Raw genomic sequence first — 23,536 nt, 5'->3', positions numbered from 1 at the left:
GGAGACAACCATGACCGACACCATGCGGCAGCCCAACCACCTCGGCCACCTGACCATCGCCGCGCTACGGCGGCACCGCGACAAGCCGGTGCTCGAACTCGGCGAGACGACGCTGACCGGCGCGCAGACCGCCGACGCCTTCAGCCAGTACGTGCAGGCGTTCGCGTCACTCGGGCTCGGCACGTCGTCACCGGTGGCGCTGCTGGCGCTGAACCGCCCCGAGGTGTTGATGATCATCGGCGCGGGGCAGATCCAGGGTTCCCGCCGCACCGCGCTGCACCCGCTCGGCTCGCTGGACGACCACGCGTACGTCCTCGACGACGCTGGCATCACGACGTTGATCATCGACCCGGTGCCCGCGTTCGTTGAGCGCGCACAAGGCCTGCTGGACAAGGTGCCGAGCCTGACGCAGGTGCTCACCCTCGGTCCCGTGCCGGAGGAGCTGTCCCACGTCGGCACCGACATCGCCGCGCTCGCCGCGACGTTCCAGCCGCAGCCGCTCGAAGCCGCTGAGCTGGACCCGGACCACATCATCTCGATCACCTACACCGGCGGCACCACCGGCAAGCCCAAGGGCGTCATCGGCACATCGCGGGCCATGACCACGATGACGCAGATCCAGTTGGCCGAGTGGGAGTGGCCGGACGAGCCGAGGTTCCTGATCTGCACTCCGCTCTCGCATGCGGGCGCCGCGTTCTTCGCGCCGACGCTGATGAAGGGCGGCTCGCTGGTCGTGCTGCCGAAGTTCGATCCGGCCGAGGTGCTGCGCACGATCGAGGAGCAGCGGATCACCGCGACCATGCTGGTGCCCACCATGCTGTACGCGCTGCTGGACCATCCCGATTCGCGCACGCGAGACCTGTCCTCGCTGGAGACGGTGTACTACGGCGCGGCATCGATCAACCCGGCACGACTGCGCGAGGCCATCGACCGGTTCGGGCCGATCTTCGCGCAGTACTACGGCCAGTCCGAGGCGCCGATGGCGATTAGCTATCTCGCCAAGGACGAGCACGACGACAAGCGGCTGACCTCGTGCGGGAGGCCATCGGCGTTCCTGCGCACCGCACTGCTCGACGAGAACGGCAACCACGTCCCGCAGGGTGAGCCCGGCGAGATCTGCGTGGCGGGCCCGCTGCTCGCCGGGGGCTACTGGAAGCTGCCCGACGTCACGGCGGAGACCTTTCGGAACGGCTGGCTGCACACCGGCGACGTCGCCCGCGAGGACGAGGACGGCTTCTGGTTCATCGTCGACCGCACCAAGGACATGATCGTCAGCGGCGGGTTCAACGTCTTCCCCCGCGAGATCGAGGACGTCGTCGCCGAACATCCCGCTGTCGCACAGGTCGGTGTCATCGGCACGCCGGACGAGAAGTGGGGCGAGGCGGTCACGGCGATCGTCGTGCTCCGCGACGACGCGCCCCGCGACGAGGACGCGATCGCTCGGCTGACCGAGGAGATCACGGCGTCGGTCAAGGAACGCAAGGGCTCGGTGCACGCGCCGAAGAACGTCATCGTGGCCGACTCGGTCCCGGTGACCCAGCTGGGCAAGCCGGACAAGAAGGCGCTGCGGGCGACCTACGGCTGACCGGCCGACCCCGGCAGGACACTCCCTCGCGACACTGGCACGACGCCGTCGGGTCGCCGGAAAGGCGTGGGAGATGGCCACCGACTATTTCACCGGGTGACGGCGCAACCGCTGCGGTAGCATTTCCGCTAAATCCGACAAACCGCACGGACGCTCCGAAGGGTACCGCGTCCGGCACCGCGGCCGTCGTTGCGACGCGACGGTCCCGGCGCCGGTGCACGGCACCCTCCGGCGGCCGTCCGGAAAGCGAGCCGCGCCATGACACCCGAGCCGAGTGCGGTACCCACGCCGAGCGGCTGGAGCAAGTGGGTGCTCCGGATGCTGGTCTACGGCGGCGCGGTCGCCGGCATTGCTCTTGTGATCGCCGCCGCGCTCACGGACGCACCGACCTGGTACCGGTGGGTTGGCCTGCCGTTGGCCGTGGTCTGCGGGATGCTCGCTTTTATGGGGATCCGGTTCCGACTGCGGCACCGTACTCCCGAGGAGCGGCAGCGAGTCCTCGCCGAAATGGCCGAACGCAAGGAAGCGCTGGCGGAGCCACTGGAGCGGTCAACGCTCGCGCACCGCGAGACCAAACACAAGAAGCATGTGCTGCGATCCGGCATCGACGCCGACGCCGTCATCACGTTCCTAGCCGACGGCAAGCGCGGCGACGACTTAGAGCGTCTGGTGTATCTCGAACTCGACGTCACCGTGCCCGGCGCCGCGCCGTACTCGGTGCAAACCGGGGAATACCTCACCGCGGCATCGACGGGCTCGGTCGCGCCCGGCCGCAGGCTTCGAGTGAAAGTGCTGCCCGAGAATCCGCAGCGGGTGGCCGTGGACTGGGAGCGTTCGCTGCGTTTGGAGTGAAGGCCGAAGCGGCACCGACAGGCCTGGACGCGCCGCACTCCCGGGGAGGAAATGTCGACGGAAGTGCAGCGGAAGTTCTACAGGGGTTCCACACCCAAGACTAGAACAGGCGTTCGATAGGAGTCTAGGATTGGGGGTATGAGCAGCGCGGATGCCCTCCTTCCGGAGCCCGGCCCGCACGGCTGGTGGCAAGCGGCCGACACCGAACTCGCCGAGGCGCTGCGCACGGCCGAGGAGGTGCGGAATCGTGCCGAGGCTGCTCAGGCGGCGGTGCTGGCCGAGATCCAGTCGCGCGGGGTGTTCGCTACCTATGGGTATCCGTCGCTGGCGACACTGCAGCGCGACCTGCTGCGGATCAGCACCACCGAGGCGAAGAAACGTGCCACGCGGGCCCAGCGGCTGCACCCCACTCGCGAGGGGACGAGTGAGAAGCCCGCGGCGGCGCCGATGGCCGCGCAGGCCGCGGCTGAGGGTGTGCTCAACCCCGGCCACGTCGACGCCATCAGCGAAACCATGGCCGCCATGCCCGCCGACATCGACGACACCGACCGCGCCAGCTACGAGAAGACGCTGATCGATCTAGCGCGGCAGGCACAACCCGCGGTGGTGCGCCGCGCCGGACGCCACCTACTCGCCCTAGTCGACCCCGACGGCCGTGAACCCACCGACGACGAGGAACTCGCGGAGCCCGAACGCGAACTGTTGTGGTCCTGGACCCGGCACAACCGCCTCAAACTACGGGGCACCCTCGACTCCGAATCCGGACAGCTGCTGGAAACCCTGTTGTCGGCGCTAGCCAAGCCCCGACCGACGGTGGAGGGCATGCCGGATCAGCGCACCACCGGGCAACGCCAGGGGGATGCGTTCGCCGAACTGCTCGACTACACCCAACGCGCCACCGAACGCCCCACCGAAGCCGGCGAAACACCGGTCATCACGGTGTCGATGACGCTGGATCAACTACTCCGCCGTGAGCCCCTGATGGATGAGGATGGGGCGGTGCAGCAGATGCTGGGCGACACCCCCACCCTGAACTGGGAATGCCCGGTCACCGCGGAACAAGCCCGCCGCCTGGCCTGCGACGCCCGCCTCGTGCCCGCGGTCCTCGGCTCCACCGGCGAAATCCTCGACCTCGGCCGTGAGGTGCGCACCGCCACCCGCGCCCAACGCCGCGCCCTCGCCGCCCGCGACGGCGGCTGCATCATGTGCTCCCGCACCGTCCGCTGGTGCCAAGTCCACCACATCAACTGGTGGGAACACGGCGGCACCACCACCCTCGACAACCTCTGCCTGCTGTGCTCCGCGTGTCATCGGCTGGTCCACCACGCCGGGTGGGAGGTCCGCATGGCCACCGACGGCACACCCGAATGTCTCCCGCCCGCGTGGCTTGATCCGGCGCGTCAGCCGAGACGGTTCACCGCACCCCATACTGAGCCCCTGGGTACCTGACCAACCCACAACCACACCGGCCCACCGCGACCAGCACCACTGGCCGCGGCACAGCCGCATGCGCGGACTCCATCCAACCGCCACGACGTGAGAATTCCGTAAGCACCGAAACAGTGCCCTCACCGGCCGGAATGCCGAAGACTCGGCGTCGTGCCCGACACGTTCACGGCGGCTCTGCTCGATCACGACTGCTGGCTGGAGACAGCGGGCGGAGATCAGCTGCCGTTGCGCGCACAGGCCTGGCACCACGAACCCTCCGCCGCCGACGAAGCCCTGCTCGCACGGTGCACCGGACCCACGCTCGACGTCGGCTGTGGACCGGGCCGGTTGACCAGCACGCTACTGCGACGGGGCGTGCTCAGCGTCGGCATCGACAGCTCACCGCTGGCCGTCACGCTGACCGGACTGCGCGGTGGCATCGCCATCCACGGCAACGTCCTCGGCACCGTCCCAGGCGAGGGCCGCTGGCACCACGTGCTGCTCGCGGACAGCAACATCGGCATCGGCGGCGACCCGGAAGCCCTGCTGCGCCGGGCCCGCCGCCTGGTCGCACGGCATGGCACCGTGCTGATCGAGGCAGGACCACCCGGTCTCGGGCTACATCGCGAGCAGGTCAGGATCGCAGGCCGCCACGGCGACAGCGCTTGGTTCCCGTGGGCCTGGCTCGGCGTGGACACCCTACGTGCGCTGGCGACACGCGCCGGGCTGACCTGCGCCGAGACCTGGCACCGCGAACTCCGCTGGTTCGCCGAGTTGCGCCCGCACAGCCCGCGTTGACCACACACCGCCCCGCGCCTGGCCGAGCCACCCACGCTCGACGTCGGCCGCGTCGCTGGTCGAGCCACCCGCGCCGACTACGCCGCCCGCGTCACCCGGGTCACTGGTCGAGCAACGGCACGAACGACTCACTCATCGTGCCGACGCCCGACCCGTCGGGCCGGGCACCCAACGACGTTCCGCCGTAGACGACGTCGCCGCCCGCGTCCTGATAGGTCTGCCAGGTGCGGGTGCCGCCCTGCCCGACGCCGGGTTCGGAGTAGTCGCACACGCCGTCCGGGAACGTCTCGGTCAGCCGCCGCCATTGCGCGTCGGTGAACGCGACCGGGTAGTAGTCCGTCCGCCGGAGTGGCTTGAGCTGGCAGGCGTTGACGTCGTTGGTGACCGGGCCGCCCGCGATGGTGCGCGGGGTACCATAACGTGTTTGCCGTTCCGGACGCTCGCAGACCGTGCCGACGCCGGGCACCGTGATCTGCTCCAGTCCTGGCAGGTTGGAGCAGCGGTCCTGCAGGTCGTCCGGCCGGTTGTCGACGATCTTGTCCGGCAGCGGCTGGGCACTGGCGTCGGCCTCCACTTCGGACAGCCATTCGTCCATCGCCAGCATCGCCTCTGTCGCCCAGTCCGGGTCGCCGATCAGCGGCGCCTCACCGAACCACATGACGAAGTTGCGGGTGTGGCCCTGCTCGCGCTCGAGCCGCGACTTGGTCCAGAATGCGTGACCATAGTCGTGCGCCGCACCGGGATCGGGCCCACCGTGGTTGATGATCGCGACGCCGGAGAGATTGTTGGCAGCGTTGACCAGCCCGCTGCGATAGACGTTGTCCAGGGCGGGCCGGTCGCCGGGGTACCGGCCGGGCGTGGGCTTGCCGTCGATGGTGAGCGTGCCGACCTTCTCGTTCAGGTCGACGAACTGCGCCGGGGTGATCTCGCCGCGCTCAAGCGCTTCCAGTCCATACTGGACACCTTCGTTGCCTGCGGGGATGCCACCGAAGCCGCGTCCGATCCGCTGCTCCTGCGGACCCCAAGCGTCCGGTTCCCTCGGGCCGAGCGCGTTGATCATGTAGTCGAACAGGAAGCAGCGCACCCCGCCCGGGTTGGTTTCCGGGTCGTAGCGGGTGCCCTCGTCGCCTGGCTCGGTGTCCGGCACACCCTCGCACGGGTGGGTCGGGTCGGACAGTCGCTTGGTGAACAGCTCGTCGGATACGACGGCGTTGGCATGCGAGAGGTGTCCCTCGACCTGGCCGAACTGGGTCGGTGACCAGGGAACGTCCCACTTCGACGGGTCCTCGAAGTACAGCCGCAGCAGGTGGTAGTCGAGGAACTGCGCCAGTGTGCTCATCGCGTCCGGGTACGAGCAGGTGGTGACGAGCCCCTGATAGACGCCCGGGTAGGCGTTAGCGATGGTGTTCTGCACGATCGAGCCACCGGAGCAGCCGGTGCCAATCGTGTAGCGGATGGTGCCGTACTGCTCGACCAGGCGCTCCTTGGCCATGACCAGCGACTCGGCCTGGGTGAGCAGGTTGCAGTTGTGGCCAAGGTTGTTCAGCGCGGTCGACATCACCGCGAATCCCCTGCCGAGCGCGGTCACGTAGCTGTCGGTGTAACCGGGAACCTCGTTGAAAGAGCCGGAGTAGTCCGCGAGCGGCGCCTCGCCCGAGGCGTGGTCGGTACCGCAGTTGCCGCCGTGCGGGACAAGCACCTTGTGGTTCCACTGCTCCTGCGGCGCCCACGGCTGCCACGACTCGCCCGGCTGGAACAACTGCAGGATCTTGTACTGGTCGCGGTCCTGGTAGCCGATCTCCTGCCGCACGATGAACGGCACCTCGACACCCTGGTCCGTGGTGGTCGTCGCGACGTCCGACGGCGGGTTGTCCGGGTCGTACGGCTGCAGATCGGTCTTGGTCGGGTCGGTCGACTTGTAGAGAAGCCGATACTCGGGCGGCTGATTGCACTTCTCGTCCCGCGCGCCGTCCTGACACCGCCACGGTTGAACGTGCGGGCCGGAGAACACCGGGCCGCCGTTCGGGTGGTTGGTGATGACGACGTCGTCCGACGCGCCACCGCCCGTGGCCCGCAGCGTGTTGTCGCCGAGCGGGAGGTCGGTGACCAGCCCCGCGAACTGGCCGTTCGGCCGCAACGCGAAGGCGTCCGTGACATCGCGGTTGCCTAGGTGGACCCGCACTTGCGACGGGTCGACGTCGTCCGGTAGCGCGATCGCGACCAGCGCGTCACCGCCAGAGATGAGATCCGCGCGGTTGGAGAGGACGTCGATCCGCAACCCGCCGTTCGGCGCCGCCGATGCGGGCGTGATCAGCCCGCCCGTTCCGGCGGCCATCGCGGCCGCGAGCAACAGGACCGCACCACGGCGGCGGACTCGGGACATCCAGCCAAACGCACCCATGCCCTCCATAACGCCGACCCGGCGCCACGGTGACGGCAAACACGAACAGTAATCGCATCTGTGGCTCTGGGCGCGAGTCCCGAGATCCGGTGCCGCGAGTCCCGGCTTACAGACCGGTGAGTTCCGACTTACCGTGCCGTGACAGCACGCTGCCACCCTCGTCGCCTTCGGGCGAGTGCGCGAACGCACCGGGACCGGGCGGATACAGCAGCGCGGACCCGGGATCCGGTATGGGAAGCACGACGTTGGTCGCATCCCGGCTGGGATCCGGAGGCTCGGCGGCGGAATGCACGTGCTTGATCGCACTGACACCGACGCCATTCAGCAGCCGGTCGCTGTCGGCCCGGAAGCCAGGGCTTGCACCCTCGGGAACCATGCTTCGGCAGTCGATCGTGGTTTCCGGTCCGCTGTAGGCCGCTGCCTGCTCACGCGCCTGCGCGCAGTGTTCGCCGGTGTCGACCACAGTCGCGTCCGTGCGCACCGCGATCTCGCCCGCGGTGTCCGCGTGGTCGAAGTGCCCGTGGCCGATGAACACGTGCGACGGGTCGAGCGCGACCAGCTCGTCGAGCGTGGTCGGCACGTAGTTGGGTTCGTCCTCACGTTTGTGGATGTAGCTGTCCAGCAGGACGACGTGCCCACGGATCGACGCCGCCAGCGTGGCGACACTGACCCACGACAGGATGACGCGGTCGCCGCGCACCGCACCGGTGCGATCGCTACGCCACCGCAAGTCAGAACTCGCAGTACTAGAGCGCGGAACTCGCGGCTACCGGGCCGTCTGGGCGGACTCCCACAGCTCGCTGGTCAGGGTCTCGGCAGGCGTGTCCGGAGCGTGGCGATAACCGGTGCCTGCCCAGAGGCTCATGCCGTCCGGGTCATCCTGGGATGCCGCGGCGGCCCGCAGTGGCTGGGTCAGCTGATTGACCAGCGGATACCCGACCGGCACCGTGGCGTCGTGCTCCGCGATGAACCGATTGTGGAGCCCGCGCGCGGGACGTCCGGAGAACGCGCGGGTCATCACCGTGGCGTAGAACCGCGGGTCGGCCAGCGCTCGCTTGTGAGCGGGTTTCGCCCCGGACTCCGGCGTGCGCAGGTACATCGTTCCCAGCTGCACCGCCTGCGCGCCCGCGCGGAGGGCAGCCGCGATGTCGGGGCCGGTAGCGATGCCGCCCGCGGCGATCAGGGGCAACGACGTCGTCTCCCGCGTCGCGGCGAGCAGGTCGAGCAGTGGAACCGCAGGTGGCGGCCCGTACGGATCGTGCATCCCGCTGTGCCCACCGGCCTCCGGCCCCTGCACGCACAGCGCGTCCACCCCGAGCGATGCGACGGCACGCGCCTCGGCCACCGACGTAACGGTCGCGACAACATATGTGCCGACCCGGTGCAGGTCGGCGACTACGTCGGCAGGTGGCGCACCGAACGTGAACGACACCACCGGTACCGGATCGGACAGCAGCAGCGCGATTTTCTCGTCCCACCGGTCGTCATCACTGGGATCGGGCTCCGGCAGGTCGACGTCGTAGCGCGCTGCCTCGGCGGCCAGCTCCTCCCGGTAGGCGGCGATCGAAGCGACGTCCGGCACCGGCCCCGGCACGAACAGGTTGACCCCGAACGGCGCGTCGGAGCGCTCGCGCAGCTCGCGGATCCGTGCGGCGAGCGCCTGCGGTGTCGCGTAGCCGGCCGCGAGGAAGCCAAGACCTCCGGCACGGCCCACCGCCGCGGCCAGTTCCGGCGTGGAGGTGCCGCCCGCCATGGGCGCCGCCACGATGGGCGTGCGCAACTCGGTGAGATCGAACATCGGACTTCCCCTCCCGTACCCACAGGGCCGCATGGGCGACTCGACCGGGACACGCTAACCGTCGATCGCCCAGGGCGACATGTCAACGCTCACACCGGCGCGGGCGCAGGGAACGACCAACAGCGCGCTTGAAAGTTTCATGCAAGTTATTGACATCACTTGCAGACCGCGTCATTCTCTGTGCGACGCGCGTCACGTCCCCACTGGTTCACGCACTACTGGAGGTCTCGTGCGTCTCACCCTGCCCGCGGCACTGGCCGCGACCGCTGTTACCTGCGGCAGCCTGCTCGCCGCCGCACCGGCAACCGCCGCCCCACCTGGCAATCCCAATCGCGACGTCATCGCGAACCTGTTCGAGTGGAACTGGGACTCGGTCGCCGAGGAGTGCACCACTGTCCTCGGCCCGAACGGCTTCGGCGGCGTACAGGTTTCGCCGCCGCAAGAGTCAGCGAGCTTGCCGCAGTACGACCACCCCTGGTGGGAGGTCTACCAGCCGGTCAGCTACGAGCTCACCAGCAGGCTCGGCGACCGCGCCGAGTTCGCCGCCATGGTCTCCGCCTGCGACGCGGCTGGCGTCAACGTCTACGTCGACGCCGTCATCAACCACATGACCGGCCAGAACGACGGCGGCACCGGCTACGGCGGCTCGACGTTCCCCGACAAGTACACCTACGACGGCCTGTACTCCCGGCCCGACTTCCACAGCTACCCGGAGGACTGCCCTAACCCGGCAGGCGAGGTATGGGACTACGACAACAAGACCGAGGTGCAGTACTGCGAGTTGCTCGGACTCGCCGATCTGAAGACCGGTGACGACTCGGTACGCGACCGCATCGCCGGATACCTGAACGACCTGGTCAGCATGGGTGTGGACGGTTTCCGCGTTGACGCGGCCAAGCACATGCCCGCCGACGACATCGGCGCTATCGCCGACCGGCTGCCCGAGGACGTCTACCTGTTCCAGGAGGTCATCCCGGGTGGTGCGGTGCGGCTCTCGCCGTACCAGGACAACGGCGATCTGCTCGAGTTCACCTACGGCCACAAGCTCAAGGAACAGTTCGAGGGAAATATCGCCAACCTGCGCACGTTCGGCAAGCGCTGGGGCCTGCAACCGAGCGAGAAATCGGTGACCTTCACCGACAACCACGACACCGAGCGCAACGGCAGCACACTGTCCTATAAGGACGGACAGGCGTACACGCTTGCCAACGTGTTCTCGCTGGCCTGGGGTTACGGCACGCCGCAGGTGTTCTCCGGCTACGCCTTCACCGAGCGCGACGAGTCGCCGCCCGCCACCGACAGCGGCCACGTCACCGACGCCGAGTGCGACAGCGGCGCGTGGACGTGCTTCCACCGCGACCGGGCGATGCTCGGCATGGTCGGCTGGCACAACGCCGCGGCCCACCTGCCGGTGGGGAACTGGTGGAGCGACGGCTCCGACGTGATCGCGTTCAGCAAGGGCACCCGGGGGTTCGTGACGATCAATAACTCCGACGATCCGCTGACCAGGACGTTCCAGACCGGCCTGCCCGAGGGCACCTACACCGACGTCATCCACGGCGACGGCTCCGAGATCACCGTGGACGCCTCGGGGAACGCGACGGTCACCGTCGGCGCAAAGGACGCGGTGGCGATCCACCGCTGATCGGCACCGGGCACCTCTCGCGCTCTGAAAGTTTCTGCAAACTCTTGCAACTCTTACATCCGACCGGCTACCTTTTCCGGCATCCGGTCTCGGCATCCGGTCTCAATGAGGAGAACCATGACACGACGTAGCAGCATCGCGGCGCTGGCCGCGACCACCGCGCTGACCGTCGCAGCCTGTGGCGGCGGCAGCGAACAACAGGCGGCCGACAAGGCGATCGACGACCCGCAGTCGGTGTCCGGCACCGTCACCTGGTGGGACACCTCGGACGCGACGAACGAGGCACCCGCCTTCAAGGACCTGATCGAGAAGTTCGAGAAGAAGTACCCGAAGATCGACGTCGAGTACGTCAACGTCCCGTTTGACGGCGCGGACGACAAGTTCAAGACGGCCGCGCAGGCCGGGGACGGCGCGCCCGACGTGATGCGGGCCGACGTCGGCTGGACCCCCACGTTCGCCGCGCTCGGCTACCTGCAGCCGCTGGACGGCACACCAGCCCTCGACGGCGCGGACGACTACCTCGACACGCCGATGGCCAGCACGCAGTACGAGGACACGACGTACGGCGTCCCCGAGGTCACCGACACGCTCTCGCTGCTCTACAACAAGGAGCACTTCGCGAAGGCTGGCATCGACGGCCCGCCGGAGACGTGGGACGAGCTCAAGGACGCCGCTACGACGCTGGAGAAGGAGGTCTCCGGCACGGACGGCATCTTCCTCAGCGCAGACTCGTACTTTCTGCTGCCGTTCGTCTACGGCGAGGGCGGCGACTACGCGGACGTCGCGGGCAAGCGGATCACCATCGACAGCCCCGAGGTCGCCTCGGCGATCGAGACCGTGGAGGAGCTGTCCGCCGACGGTGTCGGCACCATCGACACCAGCGCGAACAAGTACACCAACATGCAGAACGCCTTCAAGAGCGGCAAGGCGAGCATGATCCTCAATGGGCCGTGGGCGGTCTCGGACATCCTGTCCGGCACGGCGTTCAAGGACAAGGACAACCTCGGTATCGCCACGGTCCCGGCAGGACCGGAAGGCCAGGGCGGCCCAGTCGGCGGGCATAACCTCGTCGTCTACGCGGGCTCACCGGACCTCGCGGCGTCGTACCTCTTCGTCAAGTTCCTCAACTCGGCGGAGAGCCAGGCGCACGTGGCGGCGGAGAACAACACGCTGCCCACCCGCGCGTCGGTGTACGACATGCCCGAGGTGGCGAACAACGAGATCATCGCCGCGTTCCAGGAGCCATTGGAGGGCGCTGTCCCCCGGCCAGCGGCACCGGGCGCGGGTGACCTCTACGACACGTTCACCCCGTTCTACGAACAGATCATGGGTGGCCAGGCGTCCATTGAGGACGGTCTGAGCCAGGCGCAGCAGAAGGCCAAGGGCGCGGTCCCCGGCTTCGAGTGATGACGACACTGACCACACGCCCTGAGGCCGGGGCGGCACCAGCACCGGTGCCGCCCCGGCGGCGGGTCCGCAACCCCTTCCGCGCCAACTGGCTGCGCAAACACTGGTACGCCTTCGCGATGGTCACACCGGTCGTCGCGGTGCTCGGCGTGCTGGTGCTCTACCCGCTCGGCCGAGGCATCTTCCTGTCGCTGACCAACGCGAACGAGATGAACGTCGGCCGCACCATCGGCGAGAACGAGATCGAGCCAACCTACGACTTCGTCGGGCTCGGCAACTACATCGACGTTCTCTCCGGCGCGGAGGGCACGTTCTACTCGCGACTGGTCTGGACGCTGGAGTGGACGGTCGCCTGTGTCACGCTGCACTACGCCCTCGGCCTCGGCCTGGCGCTGCTGCTGAATCGGGCGATGCGGATGCGCGGGGTGTACCGGATGTTGCTGATCCTGCCGTGGGCGGTGCCGCCGTTCGTCGCGGCGTTCGGCTGGCGGCTGATCCTCAACGACAAGGGCGGCGTGCTCAACGCCGTGCTGCAGGGCCTCGGTTTCAACGGCGTCGGCTGGCTCAGCGAACCGGTCGCCGCCAAGTTCGCGGTGATCATGGTCAACGTCTGGCTCGGCGTGCCGTTCATGATGGTCGCCCTGCTCGGCGGGCTGCAGACGGTGCCGAAGGAGCTGTACGAGGCGGCCGAAATGGACGGTGCGTCCGCGTGGCAGCGGTTCCACGCGGTCACGCTGCCTGGGCTGCGGCCGGTGTCCGGCACGGTGATCCTGCTCGGCACGATCTGGACGTTCAACCAGTTCCCGGTGATCGCGCTGCTGACAGGCGGCGGACCAGGCGGGGCGACGAACATCCTGGTCACCGAGGCCTACGAGCGGGCGTTCCAGGGCATCCGCGACTACGCGGGTGCCGCCACCTACGGCGCGATCATCGCGTCGATGCTGGTGGTGTTCGCCTCCCTCTACCGCCGCTGGCTTGAGCGGCAGACAAGCGAGCGACTGGCATGAGCGCGCGCGGCACCAGAAGTCGACTGTCCTCGGCCGCCCTGCACACCACCCTTGTCCTCGCGAGCGCGACCGCGGTGTTCCCGGTGGCGTGGGTGGGGCTGACGTCGTTGCAGACCGATCGCAACACCTGGTCACAGCCGGACACCCTCGGCACGCTGGGCCTGGGCAACTACATCGACGTGCTGGCCAACACGCAGTTCGCGACGTGGTTCGCGAACTCGCTGATCGTCGCGGCGGGCACCACGGCGCTGGCGGTGTTCATCGCGGCGACGGCGGGCTACGCGGCGTCGCGGATGCGGTTCCCCGGTCAGCGTCCGCTGATGTGGATGTTCCTCATCACGCAGATGTTCCCGGCCGCGGTGCTGATCGTGCCGCTGTACAACGTGCTGAGTGACCTCGGGCTGCTCAACTCGTACGGCGGGCTGATCCTGGCGCAGTGCACCGTCGCCGTGCCGTATTGCGGCTGGATGCTCAAGGGGTACTTCGACACGATCCCGATCTCGATCGACGAGGCGGGGCTCATCGACGGGCTGAGCCCGTTCGGCACGTTCTGGCGGCTGATCGTGCCGCTGTCCAAACCAGGCATCGCGGTGACGGTGTTCTACTCGTTCATCACCGCGTGGGGCGAGGTCGCGTTCGCCAGCGTGTTCCTGCAAAGCGAAGGCCGCTACACGCTGCCGGTCGGCATGGCGACGTTCGTCAGCGACTTCACCGCGGAGTGGGGCATGCTCACCGCCGCGTCGATGCTCGTGATGATCCCGGCGGCCGTGGTGTTCTTCCTGGTCCAGCGCCATCTCATCGCCGGTCTGACCACCGGCGGAGTCAAGAGCTGAAAGGATATCGATGACGCAGAACTCGGGCTGGTGGCGCACCGCGGTGATCTACCAGGTCTATGTCCGCAGCTTCGCCGACGCCAATGGCGACGGTGTCGGCGACCTGGCTGGGGTGCGCGGGCGGCTCGGCCACCTGCGCGACCTCGGAGTCGACGCGCTGTGGCTGACGCCGTTCTATACCTCCCCGATGGCCGACGGCGGCTACGACGTCGCCGACTACCGCGACGTCGACCCGCTGTTCGGCGACCTCGACGACGCGAAGGCGCTGATCGCGGACGCGCACGCGCTGGGCCTGCGGGTGATCACCGACATCGTGCCGAACCACACGTCGTCCGAGCATCCCTGGTTCCAGGAGGCACTGGCGGCGGAGCCTGGGTCGCCCGCGCGGGACCGGTACATCTTCCGCGACGGGCGCGGTCCGGACGGCGCCGAGCCGCCGAACGACTGGGAGTCGGTGTTCGGCGGTCCGGCGTGGACCCAGGTGGCTGACGGGCAGTGGTACCTGCACCTGTTTGACCCAGCCCAGCCCGACCTGAACTGGCAGAACGCGCAGGTGCGCGAGGAGTTCGCCGACATCCTGCGGTTCTGGCTTGACCTCGGTGTCGACGGGCTGCGTATCGACGTCGCCCACGGCATGATCAAGGCGGACGGCCTGCCTGACACCGGTCGTACTCAGCAGATCGGGCTGCTCGGCCGCGCGGAGCTGCCGTACTTCGACCAGGACGGCGTGCACGAGATCTACCGCGAGTGGCGCAAGATCCTGGACTCCTACCCCGGCGAGCGGATCGGCGTCGCCGAGGCGTGGGCGCCGAACGCGGAACGGCTCGCGCGCTACCTGCGCCAGGACGAGCTGCATCAGGCGTTCAACTTCCACTACGTCGAGGCGCGCTGGGCGGCGGACGAGTTCCGGCAGGTGATCGACGAGTCGCTGGACGCCGTCGACCGGGTCGGCGCACCGAGCACCTGGGTGCTGTCCAACCACGACATCGAGCGGCACGTGACCCGATACGGTGGCGGGGAAACCGGCTTGCGGCGGGCACGGGCGGCGGCGCTGCTGACGCTGGCGCTGCCGGGCTCGGCGTACGTGTACCAGGGTGAGGAACTGGGACTGCCAGAGGTGACCGACCTGCCCGACGACGTCCTCGCCGATCCGAAGTGGACTCGCTCGGGCTTCACCGAGCGCGGCAGGGATGGCTGCCGGGTGCCGATCCCATGGTCGGGCAGCGAGCCGCCGTTTGGCTTCGGCGCATCGTCCTGGCTGCCGCAACCGCCGGAGTGGGCGTCGCTGACCGTCGAGGCGCAGGCCGACGACCCGTACTCGACGTTGTCGCTGTACCGGGAGGCGCTGCGATTGCGGCGGGAGCTGCCGGACGGACCGCTGCGCTGGGTGGACCCCGACACCAACCCCGACACCAGCTCCGGCTCCGGCAGCGCTGTGCTGGTGTTCCGTCGCGAGCCCGGGTTCACCTGCACGGTCAACTTCGGCGCGTCGCCGGTGATAGTGCCCCGGCCGGGGCGACTACTGTTGACGAGTAGCCCGAACGACGAGTTCGTCGCCCGCGACGTGGCCGACGCCGTTGGCGAGACCGTCACGTTGCCCCCGGACAGTGCCGCGTGGTGGACCGGAGACGCCGATGACTGAGCAGCCCGACGCGTTGCGGCTGGCTGACATCGCCGAGCAGGCGCGGGTCAGCGAGGCGACGGTCAGCCGTGTCGTCAACGGCAAGCCAGGCGTCGCCGCGAGCACTCGGCAGGCAGTGCTCGCGGCGATGGACCAGCTCGGCTACCAGCGTCCGCTGCGGACGCGGCAGCGCACCAAGGGGCTGATCGGGTTACTCATCCCCGAGCTGGACAACCCGATCTTCCCGGCGTTCGCGCAGGTCATCGACAGCATGTTGAGCCTGCGCGGCTACCAGTCCGTGCTGTGCACGCAGTCGCCGGGCGGGGCGACCGAGGACGAGCACCTGGAGACGCTGACCGACAGGGGCGTGTCCGGGATCGTGTTCGTATCAGGGCTGCATGCCGACACGACCGCAGACCATGGCCGCTACACCCGGCTGATCGAGCGCGGCGTGCCGGTGGTGTTCGTCAACGGCTACGCGCCGGGTGTGCGCGCGCCGTTCTTCTCCGACGACGACGGCGTCGCGGTGCGGCTGGCGGTGACGCACCTGCGCGAGCTAGGACACGAGCGGATCGGGCTGGCCGTCGGCCCGGAGCGGTTCGTGCCCACGCAGCGCAAAGCCGCGGAGTTCCGGCGGCTGATGGCGCCGGTGTCCGGCTCAGCCGACGTCGACAAGCTGATCACGCACTCGCTGTTCTCCGTGGAAGGCGGGCACTCGGCGGCATCGTCGCTGCTGGACCAGGGCTGCACGGCGGTGGTGTGCGGTAGCGACCTGATGGCGCTCGGCGCGATCCGGGCGGCGCGCAAGCGCGGGCTGTCCGTGCCACGGGACTTCTCCGTGGTCGGCTACGACGACTCCCCGCTGATCGCGTTCACCGATCCGCCGTTGACGACGATCCAGCAGCAGGTGTCCGCCATGACGACGGCAGCGGTTCGCACGTTGCTGGACGAGATCGCGGGCGTCGACGTGCCGACCGGGGAGTATCTGTTCCAGCCGGAGCTGGTGGTGCGGGGGTCAACCGCGGCGTGCCCGGAGTCGTGAGCTAGTACTCCAGTGGCCAGCCGGTGTAGGCCTGGGCGAGCTGCGTCGCGGCGGCGGTGCTGCTGGTGACCAGGTCGAGTTCACCGAGCTGGCGGTGGTAGTCGAACGGCAAGCCGTCCTGCGGTGTGTGCAGCATCGATGTCATCCACCATGAGAAGTGCTGGGCGCGCCACACCCGGCGCGACGCGGTGGCGGAGTAGCGCTCCAGCCCCTCGGTGGACCCGTTCGCGTAGTACTCCTCGAGTGCCTTCGCGAGCACGACGACGTCGGCGACGGCGAGGTTGAGGCCCTTCGCCCCGGTAGGTGGCACGGTGTGCGCGGCGTCGCCAGCGAGAAACAGGTTGCCGTAGCGCATCGGGTGGCAGACGTAGCTGCGCATCGGGATGACGCCGCGCTGGAAGATGCGGCCCTCGGTGAGCTGGAAGCCGTCGCCAGCGACCCTGGCCTGGAGCTCGGCCCAGATCTCGTCGTCGCTCCAGTCGTCAGCGTTCGCCGCTGGATCGCACTGGAAGTACATGCGCTGCACCTCGGGTGTCCGGGTGCTGATGAGCGCGAAGCCGCGCTCGGAGTGAGCGTAGATCAACTCGGGCGCCGACGGCGGCGCTTCGACAAGGACACCGAACCAGCCGAACGGGTAGGCCTTGAAGTAGTCCGTGCGCTCGGCGTCCGGGATGGTGTGCTTGCTGATGCCCGCTGAGCCGTCACACCCCGCGATCACGTCGCAGCGCAGCTCGATGGGCGTGCCGTCGGCGTCGGTGAAGGAGATGACCGGGTCGGTGGTGACATCGCGCAACGCGACGTCACTGGCCTCGAATCGGATGTCGGCACCGGCCTTCAGCCGCGTCGCGATGAGGTCCTTGAGCACCTCATGCTGCGGGTACAGCCATACCGACCGGCCCGCGAGCCCGGCGAAGTCGATGCGGTGACCGCTGCCGCCGAACCGCAGCTCGATGCCGTCATGCCTGGCGCCTTCGGTGAGCACCCGGGAGTCGACGCCGGTGTTGGTCAGCAGATCGACCGTGCCCTGCTCCAGCACCCCGGCACGGATGGTCTCCTCGATCGCCGTGCGGCTGCGGGTCTCAACGATGACCGAGTCGATGCCCTGTGCGGCCAGCAGGTGCGACAGCATCAGCCCGGCCGGACCCGCACCGACGATTCCGACGTGAGTACGCATGCGCCCACCTAACCCGGTACCGCGCGGCCCGGACCAGAGCGTGCTTCCGCTCAATGGAAGCTGACTACCCCGATGCGGCAGAATCACCCCTGACACTGGATCCATCCTGGATGGCTGGTCAGTCTTCCGGCCAGCAGGAGACCACCGAAGGAACGTCATGGCAGGCAACAGCGGGAAACAAGGGCAGTCGGTGACCGGAAGGGCGCTCGCCCTGCTCGGCGCGTTCGACATCACGCATCCCCGGCTGACCCTGTCCGAGCTGGCACGTCGCGCCGACCTCCCGCTGGCCACCACGCACCGGCTGGCCGCCGAACTGGAGGCATGGCGCGCGCTCGACCGCGACGACGACGGCTACTACCGCATCGGCCTGCGGCTGTGGGAGGCAGGCCTGCTCGCCCCGGTGTCGAGCAGGCTGCGAGAGATCGCGTTGCCGTTCATGCAGGACCTCTACGAAGCCACCAGGGAGAACATCCACCTCGCCGTCCGCGATGGCTTCGACGCCCTCTACGTCGAGAAGCTGTCAGGACACCAGTCGGTGCCGATCATCTCGCGGATCGGCACCCGGCTGCCGATGCATTCCACCGGTGTCGGGAAGGCACTGCTCGCCAACGCCGAGGAGGCGTTCATCAAGGCCTACTGTGAGCGGCCGCTACCCCGATTCACCCGCTACACCATCGCCGAGCGCGGCAGGCTGCTGCGCGAGCTGCGCAACACGGCCGAGCGCGGCTACGCGCGAACCACCGAGGAGATGACGCTCGGGTCGTGCTCGGTCGCCGTGCCCGTGCCGAGCGAGCAGGGCGCGCCCGCTATCTCCCTCGGCATCGTGGTGCATTCGGTTCGCGCTGACCTACCCAAGTTGGTTCCGACCCTGCGCAACGCGGCCAACGCCATCGCGCGGCGGCTCACCGAGACCGCGGATGACCCCGCACCGGGCTTCCTGCACGACCTGCCGCCGTTGTCGACCGGCAACGGCCGTTGACGCCGCAAAGCCAGTCGATGCGCTGGAGGTCGTCGGCAGTTGGCCGCGCACCGATGACACCCAGCAATGTCGATCAACTCCCTGCGCGCCATGACCAACGAGAACGGACGAATCGGGCACGACGTGGCCACAACGCGCGGGAAGTAGATCAACTTCAGCAGATTGTCAGAGGCTGTCGCTACGTTCCGTACGTGCATGATCACAGTGCTGTCAGCGCGGTATTCACTCGTGCGCATGCCCGCGCGGCGGGCCACTCCGACGCCGACATCCGGCGGCTGCTCCGGCGCGGAGAGTGGATACCGCTGCGACGCGGCGTTTACGCCACAGCGTCAGCCCTTGCCTCCTCCGCCGGAGACGACGAACGCGAGCACGCGCTCGCCGCGTTCGGCACACTGCTGGCGCTCGACCGCGATGCCGTGGCGGCCGGGACGTCGGCCGCGAGGATACTCGGGCTACCCCTGCTCGGTCGCGCACCGACGGACATCGTCCTCGCCATCGAGTCAGCCAGCGGCCACCGCGACGACTACGTACTGCGGACGACCGCTCTCCCGCCACAGCACCGCGTCCGCTGCCACGGAGTGCCCATCACCTCAGCCGCCCGCACCGTCGTCGACCTGGCCAGGGAATGCGGATTCGCCCACGGCGTCGTCGCGGCCGATGCGGCACTGCACAGCGGGTTGGCCTCTCAAGGAGAACTCATTCAGGTATTGCGGGACTGCCGTGGCTGGCCGGGCATCGACGGGGCCCGGCGCGCGGTGACATTCGCCGATGCCGCGTGCGAGTCCGTCCTGGAGTCGGTGTCGCGGATCGCTATCCATCAGCAAGGCCTGCCCATGCCCCGGACCCAGGTCACGCTTGGCGACGCTGCCGGCCCCATCGGGCGAGCAGATTTTCTCTGGGAGCACGCGCGCGTTGTCGGTGAAGCCGATGGCCTCGCGAAGTACCTTGGCCCAGCCGACAAGGGCGTATCGCCAGCGACACCGGACCGGTGGACGATGCGTGAGCACCTGCGCGCTGAGAAGCGGCGCGAGGAACGGCTCGCCGACCTCGGCTACGAGATCATCCGCTGGGGCTGGGAAGACGCGACCAACCCGCGCCGATTGGCGTACCGCCTGTGCGCGGCGTTGGATCGCGGCCTAGAACGCCAGCGCGGACGACTCGCCAGTTGAACCGCGGCCCGGGAACACCAACGCGGACCGCTCGCTAGTTGATCAACTCCCTGCGCGCTGTGGCCACGTCGTGCCCGATTCGTCCGGTCTCGTTGGTCACAGTGCGCGGGAAGTAGATCGACTTTCGCGCCACCGACGAAGTCACGGCGACGTCGCAGCCGCGGGCGAGCCGGATCCGGTTAGACAGCAGCACAACGTGGCATCTTCCACTCAGTGGAAACGAAGCGTTGTTGCGCCGGTTACAGGACCTTACGTTACGCCCCACACACCGCCCTCACCTCGAACAGGAAGTCCCATGCTGAAGCGATTCCGCCGAGCGAGTGCCGCTGCCGCCACGTTGGCCTTGCTGGCCACCGGATGCGGGTCCGGCAGCTCGGATACCCAAAGCCCGGACGGCAACGACGCGGTCACCGTCGGCGTCATCCCCATCGTGGACGTCGCGCCGATCTACCTCGGCAAGGAACAGGGTTTCTTCGCGGAGCGGGGGATCGACCTGACGCTGGAGAGCAGCCAAGGCGGCGCCGCGATCGTTCCCGGCGTGATGAGCGGTCAGTTCCAATTCGGATTCTCCAATGTGACCTCGCTGCTGCTGGCGCGGTCCAAGGGGCTGCCGGTCCAGGTCGTCGCGTCCGGCAACAGCACGACCGGCGATCCCAGCGAGGACTTCGGTGGCGTCGTCGCACCCAAGGACAGCGATATCAGCGACGCCGCCGACCTTGCGGGTAAGTCCGTCGCGGTCAACACGCTGAACAACATCGGCGACACCACCATCAGGGAAGTGGTGCGACAGGCGGGCGGCGACCCGTCCACGATCAAGTTCGTCGAGCTGCCCTTCCCTGACATGCCCGCCGCGGTGCAGGAAGGCAGGGTCGACGCGGCATGGGTGGTCGAGCCGTTCCTGACCATCGCCACCGACCAGGGTGCGCGCACCGTCGCCGCGAACTTCGCCGAGACCCACGAGGACCTGATGGTGGCCGCGTACTTCACCTCGCAACAGCTGATCGACGCCAACCCCAACCTCGTCGACCGGTTCACCGAGGCGATGAACGAGTCGCTGTCCTACGCCCAGGAACACCCAGACGAGGCCAGGGACATCCTCGGCGGCTACACCGACATCGACACCGGGACAGCGGCGGACCTGACGCTGCCCCGATGGTCCCCGGAGATCAAGACCGAGCCGGTGCAGCGACTTGCCGACCTCGCGGTGAGCGATGGCCTCATCGACACCGCACCGGACGTCGCCGAGCTGCTGCCATGACGACCGCACCCCCGACGACCGCGCCCGCGGCGACTGACACCCGCCGCGGGCGCGGCATCCCACACGGCGCACTCGGCGCCGCCGGGTTCGCCGGTTTGATCCTGCTGCTCGAACTCCTGCCTCGCGCGGGTGTCGTTGACGCCCGGTTCTTGCCGCCGTTCACTGAGATGGCGGTGGCGCTGAGCGACCAACTCGCCAGCCCCGCCTTCTGGGACGCCCTTGTCGCCACGCTGCGCGGCTGGATCATCGGACTGGCCATCGCGATGGCCGCCGGTGTCAGCGCGGGCATCCTGATCGGCAGCGTTCCCGCGCTGCGCGCCGCCACGGCGTCCACCATCGAATTCCTGCGGCCCATCCCCTCGGTGGCGCTGATCCCGCTCGCCGTGCTGCTTTTCGGCACCGATATGCGCTCCACGCTGCTGCTTGTGGTCTACGCCAGCTTCTGGCAGGTGCTGGTGCAGGTGCTCTACGGCGTCACCGACGTCGACCCGATCGCCCGCGACACCGCACGGTCCTACCGGTTCTCGTTGTGGCGGCAGGTCCGCACCGTGCTCTGGCCGACCGCGCTGCCCTACGTGATGACCGGCTTCCGGTTGGCGGCGGCCGTCGCCCTGATCCTGGAGATCACCGGTGAGCTCATCATCGGCAGCCCCGGGCTCGGTAACGCCATCGCCGTCGCCAAGAGCTCCGGCGCGGTCGACACCATGTACGCGCTGGTGATCGTCACCGGCGTCATCGGTGTCGGCGTCAACCTCGCCGCCCGGTTCACCGAGCGGCGGGCGCTGCGCTGGCATCCGTCCATCCGCAGGGAGGTCGCCGCATGACCACGTCCATGCTCTGGCGCGCAGGGCGCAGGCTGCTGCTCATCGCGGGTTTGCCTGCCGTACTGATCACCGCGTGGTGGCTGGCGACAGCGAACAGCACCAACTTCTACTGGCCGCCGCTGCGCACCATCGTCGAGGTGTTCGGACCCACGTGGCTGGAAGGCAAGCTGACCAGCGACGTCCTGCCGAGCCTCGCGCGGCTCGGCGTCGGCTACCTCGCCGCGCTCGCGCTTGGCATCGGCATCGGCGTCGCCATCGGCTCGTCGACGACGCTGCGAGCCACAGTGGAACCGGTGCTGGAGTTCTTCCGCGCCATCCCGCCGCCGGTGCTGGTGCCGATTCTCATTCTGTTCGCCGGGATCGGCGACGGCATGAAGGTGCTGGTCATCGTCTCCGGGGCGATCTGGCCGATCCTGCTCAACACCGTCGAGGGCGTCCGGTCCATCGACGAGGTACTGCGCGACACCGCGGCGTGCTACCGGTTCCGCACCAGGACGCGGCTGACCACGCTTATCCTGCGCGGCGCGAGCCCGCAGATCATGACGGGCGCGAGGCAGGCGCTGTCCATCGCGATCATCCTCATGGTCATCAGTGAGATGTTCGCGGCGAGCAACGGACTCGGCTTCACCATCATCCAGTTCCAGCGCAGCTTCGCTTTGCCGCAGATGTGGAGCGGCATCATCCTGCTCGGCCTGATCGGGGTCGCGCTCTCGCTGCTGTTCCGCCTGGTCGAGACCCGCGTCCTTGCCTGGTACTTCGGCCAGCGAGACACCCAGCAGTCCGGCGCATGACCCAAAGCCCGAGAAAGACCCCGAAGGACAGCGACATCATGAGTATTGTCAGCACCCTCACCCGCAGCACTCCGGAGCCCGCCATGAGCACCGACGACACCGGACAGCACACCCCCATGCTCGACGTCCGCGGCCTGCGCAAGGTCTACGCCAGCGGGAAGCGTTCGGTGGAGGCGGTTCGTGACCTGACCTTCGGCGTCGACCCCGGCGAGTTGGTGTGCCTCGTCGGCCCGTCCGGCTGCGGCAAGACCACGCTCCTGCGGTGCATCTCCGGGCTGCTCGAGACGACGTCCGGCGAGGTCGTCCTCGAGGGCAAGCGGGTATCAGGGCCACCGGAAGGCATGGCGGTGGTGTTCCAGGAATACGGGCGCAGCCTCTTCCCGTGGCTGACCGTGTGGCAGAACGTCGAGCTGCCGCTGAAGGAGAAGGGCATCTCGCGCGCCGAGCGGAAACGGCTGACCACGGAGTCGCTGGCCGCCGTCGGGCTCGCCGACTTCCACACCGCGCACCCGTGGCAACTGTCCGGCGGCATGCAGCAGCGTGTCGCGATCGCCCGCGCGGTCGCCTACGAGCCGCACGTGCTGCTGATGGACGAGCCGTTCGCGGCCGTCGACGCCCAGACAAGGGGCGAGCTGGAAGACCTCGTGCGCGCGCTGTGGGAGCGACTCGGTGTCACCGTCCTGTTCGTCACCCACGACATCGACGAGGCCGTTTACCTCGGCCAGCGGGTCGTCATCCTGTCGAGCTCGCCGACCGTCGTGCTCGAGGACGTCACCATCGACCTGCCTGCCGAACGCGATCAGCTGACCACCCGTAGCCTGCCCCGCTTCACCGAGCTGCGGGCGCATGTCTATGAGCGGGTGCAGCAGGCGAAGCAGGGCAACCGGCCAAGCACACCGACCGCGACGTCGTAGCGCCCGAGGA

General features: G+C 68.5%; 21 protein-coding genes. 16 read left to right on the top strand and 5 right to left on the bottom strand.

The features are described 5' to 3' along the window. The first annotated feature begins 10 nt into the window (after positions 1-10). From fadD8 to AMYHA_RS07455, 4 genes are all read left to right on the top strand, one after another. Complete coding sequence (gene fadD8 / locus AMYHA_RS07470) at positions 11-1,585, top strand: fatty-acid--CoA ligase FadD8 (protein ID WP_034269368.1); 1,575 nt, start codon at positions 11-13, stop codon at positions 1,583-1,585. 258 nt (positions 1,586-1,843) lie between these two features. Then, the gene (locus tag AMYHA_RS07465; protein ID WP_034269366.1) at positions 1,844-2,437 is read left to right on the top strand and encodes a hypothetical protein; all 594 of its coding nucleotides are present in this window, start codon (positions 1,844-1,846) and stop codon (positions 2,435-2,437) included. A gap of 138 nt (positions 2,438-2,575) precedes the next feature. Next, positions 2,576-3,886 (top strand): HNH endonuclease, encoded by a 1,311-nt coding sequence (locus tag AMYHA_RS07460; protein ID WP_034269363.1) that lies wholly within the window; start codon positions 2,576-2,578, stop codon positions 3,884-3,886. Positions 3,887-4,036: 150 nt separating this feature from the next. After that, positions 4,037-4,663 (top strand): class I SAM-dependent methyltransferase, encoded by a 627-nt coding sequence (locus tag AMYHA_RS07455; protein WP_034269361.1) that lies wholly within the window; start codon positions 4,037-4,039, stop codon positions 4,661-4,663. A 100-nt stretch (positions 4,664-4,763) separates the two neighbouring features. On the opposite strand, the gene AMYHA_RS07450 is transcribed toward AMYHA_RS07455, so the two are convergent. The 3 genes from AMYHA_RS07450 to AMYHA_RS07440 form a co-directional block, all read right to left on the bottom strand. After that, complete coding sequence (locus tag AMYHA_RS07450) at positions 4,764-7,103, bottom strand: DUF6351 family protein (RefSeq protein ID WP_157361902.1); 2,340 nt, start codon at positions 7,101-7,103, stop codon at positions 4,764-4,766. 67 nt (positions 7,104-7,170) lie between these two features. Then, entirely contained in the window at positions 7,171-7,794 is a 624-nt protein-coding gene (locus tag AMYHA_RS07445; protein WP_157361900.1) for an MBL fold metallo-hydrolase, read from the bottom strand. Positions 7,795-7,830: 36 nt separating this feature from the next. Beyond that, the gene (locus AMYHA_RS07440) at positions 7,831-8,862 is read right to left on the bottom strand and encodes an NAD(P)H-dependent flavin oxidoreductase (protein WP_034269359.1); all 1,032 of its coding nucleotides are present in this window, start codon (positions 8,860-8,862) and stop codon (positions 7,831-7,833) included. Positions 8,863-9,091: 229 nt separating this feature from the next. Here AMYHA_RS07440 and AMYHA_RS07435 point away from each other — a divergent pair, with 229 nt between their 5' ends. The 6 genes from AMYHA_RS07435 to AMYHA_RS07410 all read left to right on the top strand — a co-directional run bounded on the left by AMYHA_RS07435 (position 9,092) and on the right by AMYHA_RS07410 (position 16,417). After that, positions 9,092-10,507 carry an alpha-amylase gene (locus tag AMYHA_RS07435; protein ID WP_034269357.1) on the top strand — a complete coding sequence of 472 codons (1,416 nt, stop codon included), beginning with the start codon at positions 9,092-9,094 and terminating at the stop codon, positions 10,505-10,507. Positions 10,508-10,624: 117 nt separating this feature from the next. Then, complete coding sequence (locus tag AMYHA_RS07430) at positions 10,625-11,914, top strand: extracellular solute-binding protein (RefSeq protein ID WP_034269354.1); 1,290 nt, start codon at positions 10,625-10,627, stop codon at positions 11,912-11,914. Further along, positions 11,914-12,921, top strand: a complete 1,008-nt coding sequence (locus AMYHA_RS07425) for a carbohydrate ABC transporter permease (protein WP_034269351.1) — start codon at positions 11,914-11,916, stop codon at positions 12,919-12,921. The genes AMYHA_RS07430 and AMYHA_RS07425 overlap by 1 nt, the downstream gene beginning before the upstream one ends. Continuing rightward, positions 12,918-13,754, top strand: coding sequence for a sugar ABC transporter permease (locus AMYHA_RS07420; RefSeq protein WP_034269348.1), 837 nt, complete (start codon positions 12,918-12,920; stop codon positions 13,752-13,754). The genes AMYHA_RS07425 and AMYHA_RS07420 overlap by 4 nt, the downstream gene beginning before the upstream one ends. Positions 13,755-13,764: 10 nt before the next feature. Continuing rightward, entirely contained in the window at positions 13,765-15,396 is a 1,632-nt protein-coding gene (locus tag AMYHA_RS07415; RefSeq protein WP_034269345.1) for a glycoside hydrolase family 13 protein, read from the top strand. Continuing rightward, positions 15,389-16,417: a LacI family DNA-binding transcriptional regulator gene (locus AMYHA_RS07410; protein ID WP_034269342.1), complete on the top strand. Its 1,029-nt coding sequence runs from the start codon at positions 15,389-15,391 to the stop codon at positions 16,415-16,417. Before AMYHA_RS07415 ends, AMYHA_RS07410 begins: the two co-directional genes overlap by 8 nt. Before the next feature lies 1 nt (position 16,418). On the opposite strand, the gene AMYHA_RS07405 is transcribed toward AMYHA_RS07410, so the two are convergent. After that, the gene (locus AMYHA_RS07405; RefSeq protein WP_034269339.1) at positions 16,419-17,591 is read right to left on the bottom strand and encodes a 4-hydroxybenzoate 3-monooxygenase; all 1,173 of its coding nucleotides are present in this window, start codon (positions 17,589-17,591) and stop codon (positions 16,419-16,421) included. Positions 17,592-17,748: 157 nt separating this feature from the next. Here AMYHA_RS07405 and AMYHA_RS07400 point away from each other — a divergent pair, with 157 nt between their 5' ends. Both AMYHA_RS07400 and AMYHA_RS07395 read left to right on the top strand, forming a co-directional pair. Further along, positions 17,749-18,570 (top strand): IclR family transcriptional regulator, encoded by an 822-nt coding sequence (locus AMYHA_RS07400; RefSeq protein ID WP_034269337.1) that lies wholly within the window; start codon positions 17,749-17,751, stop codon positions 18,568-18,570. Between the two features lie 191 nt (positions 18,571-18,761). Beyond that, positions 18,762-19,739 (top strand): type IV toxin-antitoxin system AbiEi family antitoxin domain-containing protein, encoded by a 978-nt coding sequence (locus tag AMYHA_RS07395; RefSeq protein ID WP_034269334.1) that lies wholly within the window; start codon positions 18,762-18,764, stop codon positions 19,737-19,739. Between the two features lie 34 nt (positions 19,740-19,773). Here the strand turns inward: AMYHA_RS07395 and AMYHA_RS26885 are convergent, their stop codons facing one another. Next, the gene (locus AMYHA_RS26885; protein WP_157361896.1) at positions 19,774-19,932 is read right to left on the bottom strand and encodes a hypothetical protein; all 159 of its coding nucleotides are present in this window, start codon (positions 19,930-19,932) and stop codon (positions 19,774-19,776) included. Between the two features lie 102 nt (positions 19,933-20,034). Here AMYHA_RS26885 and AMYHA_RS07390 point away from each other — a divergent pair, with 102 nt between their 5' ends. The 4 genes from AMYHA_RS07390 to AMYHA_RS07375 all read left to right on the top strand — a co-directional run bounded on the left by AMYHA_RS07390 (position 20,035) and on the right by AMYHA_RS07375 (position 23,526). Next, positions 20,035-20,997: an ABC transporter substrate-binding protein gene (locus AMYHA_RS07390; protein ID WP_034269332.1), complete on the top strand. Its 963-nt coding sequence runs from the start codon at positions 20,035-20,037 to the stop codon at positions 20,995-20,997. Next, a complete protein-coding gene (locus tag AMYHA_RS07385; RefSeq protein WP_051399630.1) occupies positions 20,994-21,821 on the top strand; it encodes an ABC transporter permease in 828 nt (275 codons plus the stop codon). The genes AMYHA_RS07390 and AMYHA_RS07385 overlap by 4 nt, the downstream gene beginning before the upstream one ends. Beyond that, positions 21,818-22,612, top strand: a complete 795-nt coding sequence (locus tag AMYHA_RS07380; protein WP_157361894.1) for an ABC transporter permease — start codon at positions 21,818-21,820, stop codon at positions 22,610-22,612. Before AMYHA_RS07385 ends, AMYHA_RS07380 begins: the two co-directional genes overlap by 4 nt. Before the next feature lie 116 nt (positions 22,613-22,728). Continuing rightward, positions 22,729-23,526 (top strand): ABC transporter ATP-binding protein, encoded by a 798-nt coding sequence (locus AMYHA_RS07375; RefSeq protein WP_157362481.1) that lies wholly within the window; start codon positions 22,729-22,731, stop codon positions 23,524-23,526. Positions 23,527-23,536: the final 10 nt, after the last annotated feature.

It is taken from the genome of Haloechinothrix halophila YIM 93223, from assembly GCF_000504245.1.
GTDB lineage: Bacteria > Actinomycetota > Actinomycetes > Mycobacteriales > Pseudonocardiaceae > Haloechinothrix_A > Haloechinothrix_A halophila.
The sequence above is the reverse complement of the archived record's forward strand: the minus strand, read 5'-3'. Positions and strand labels throughout refer to the sequence as shown.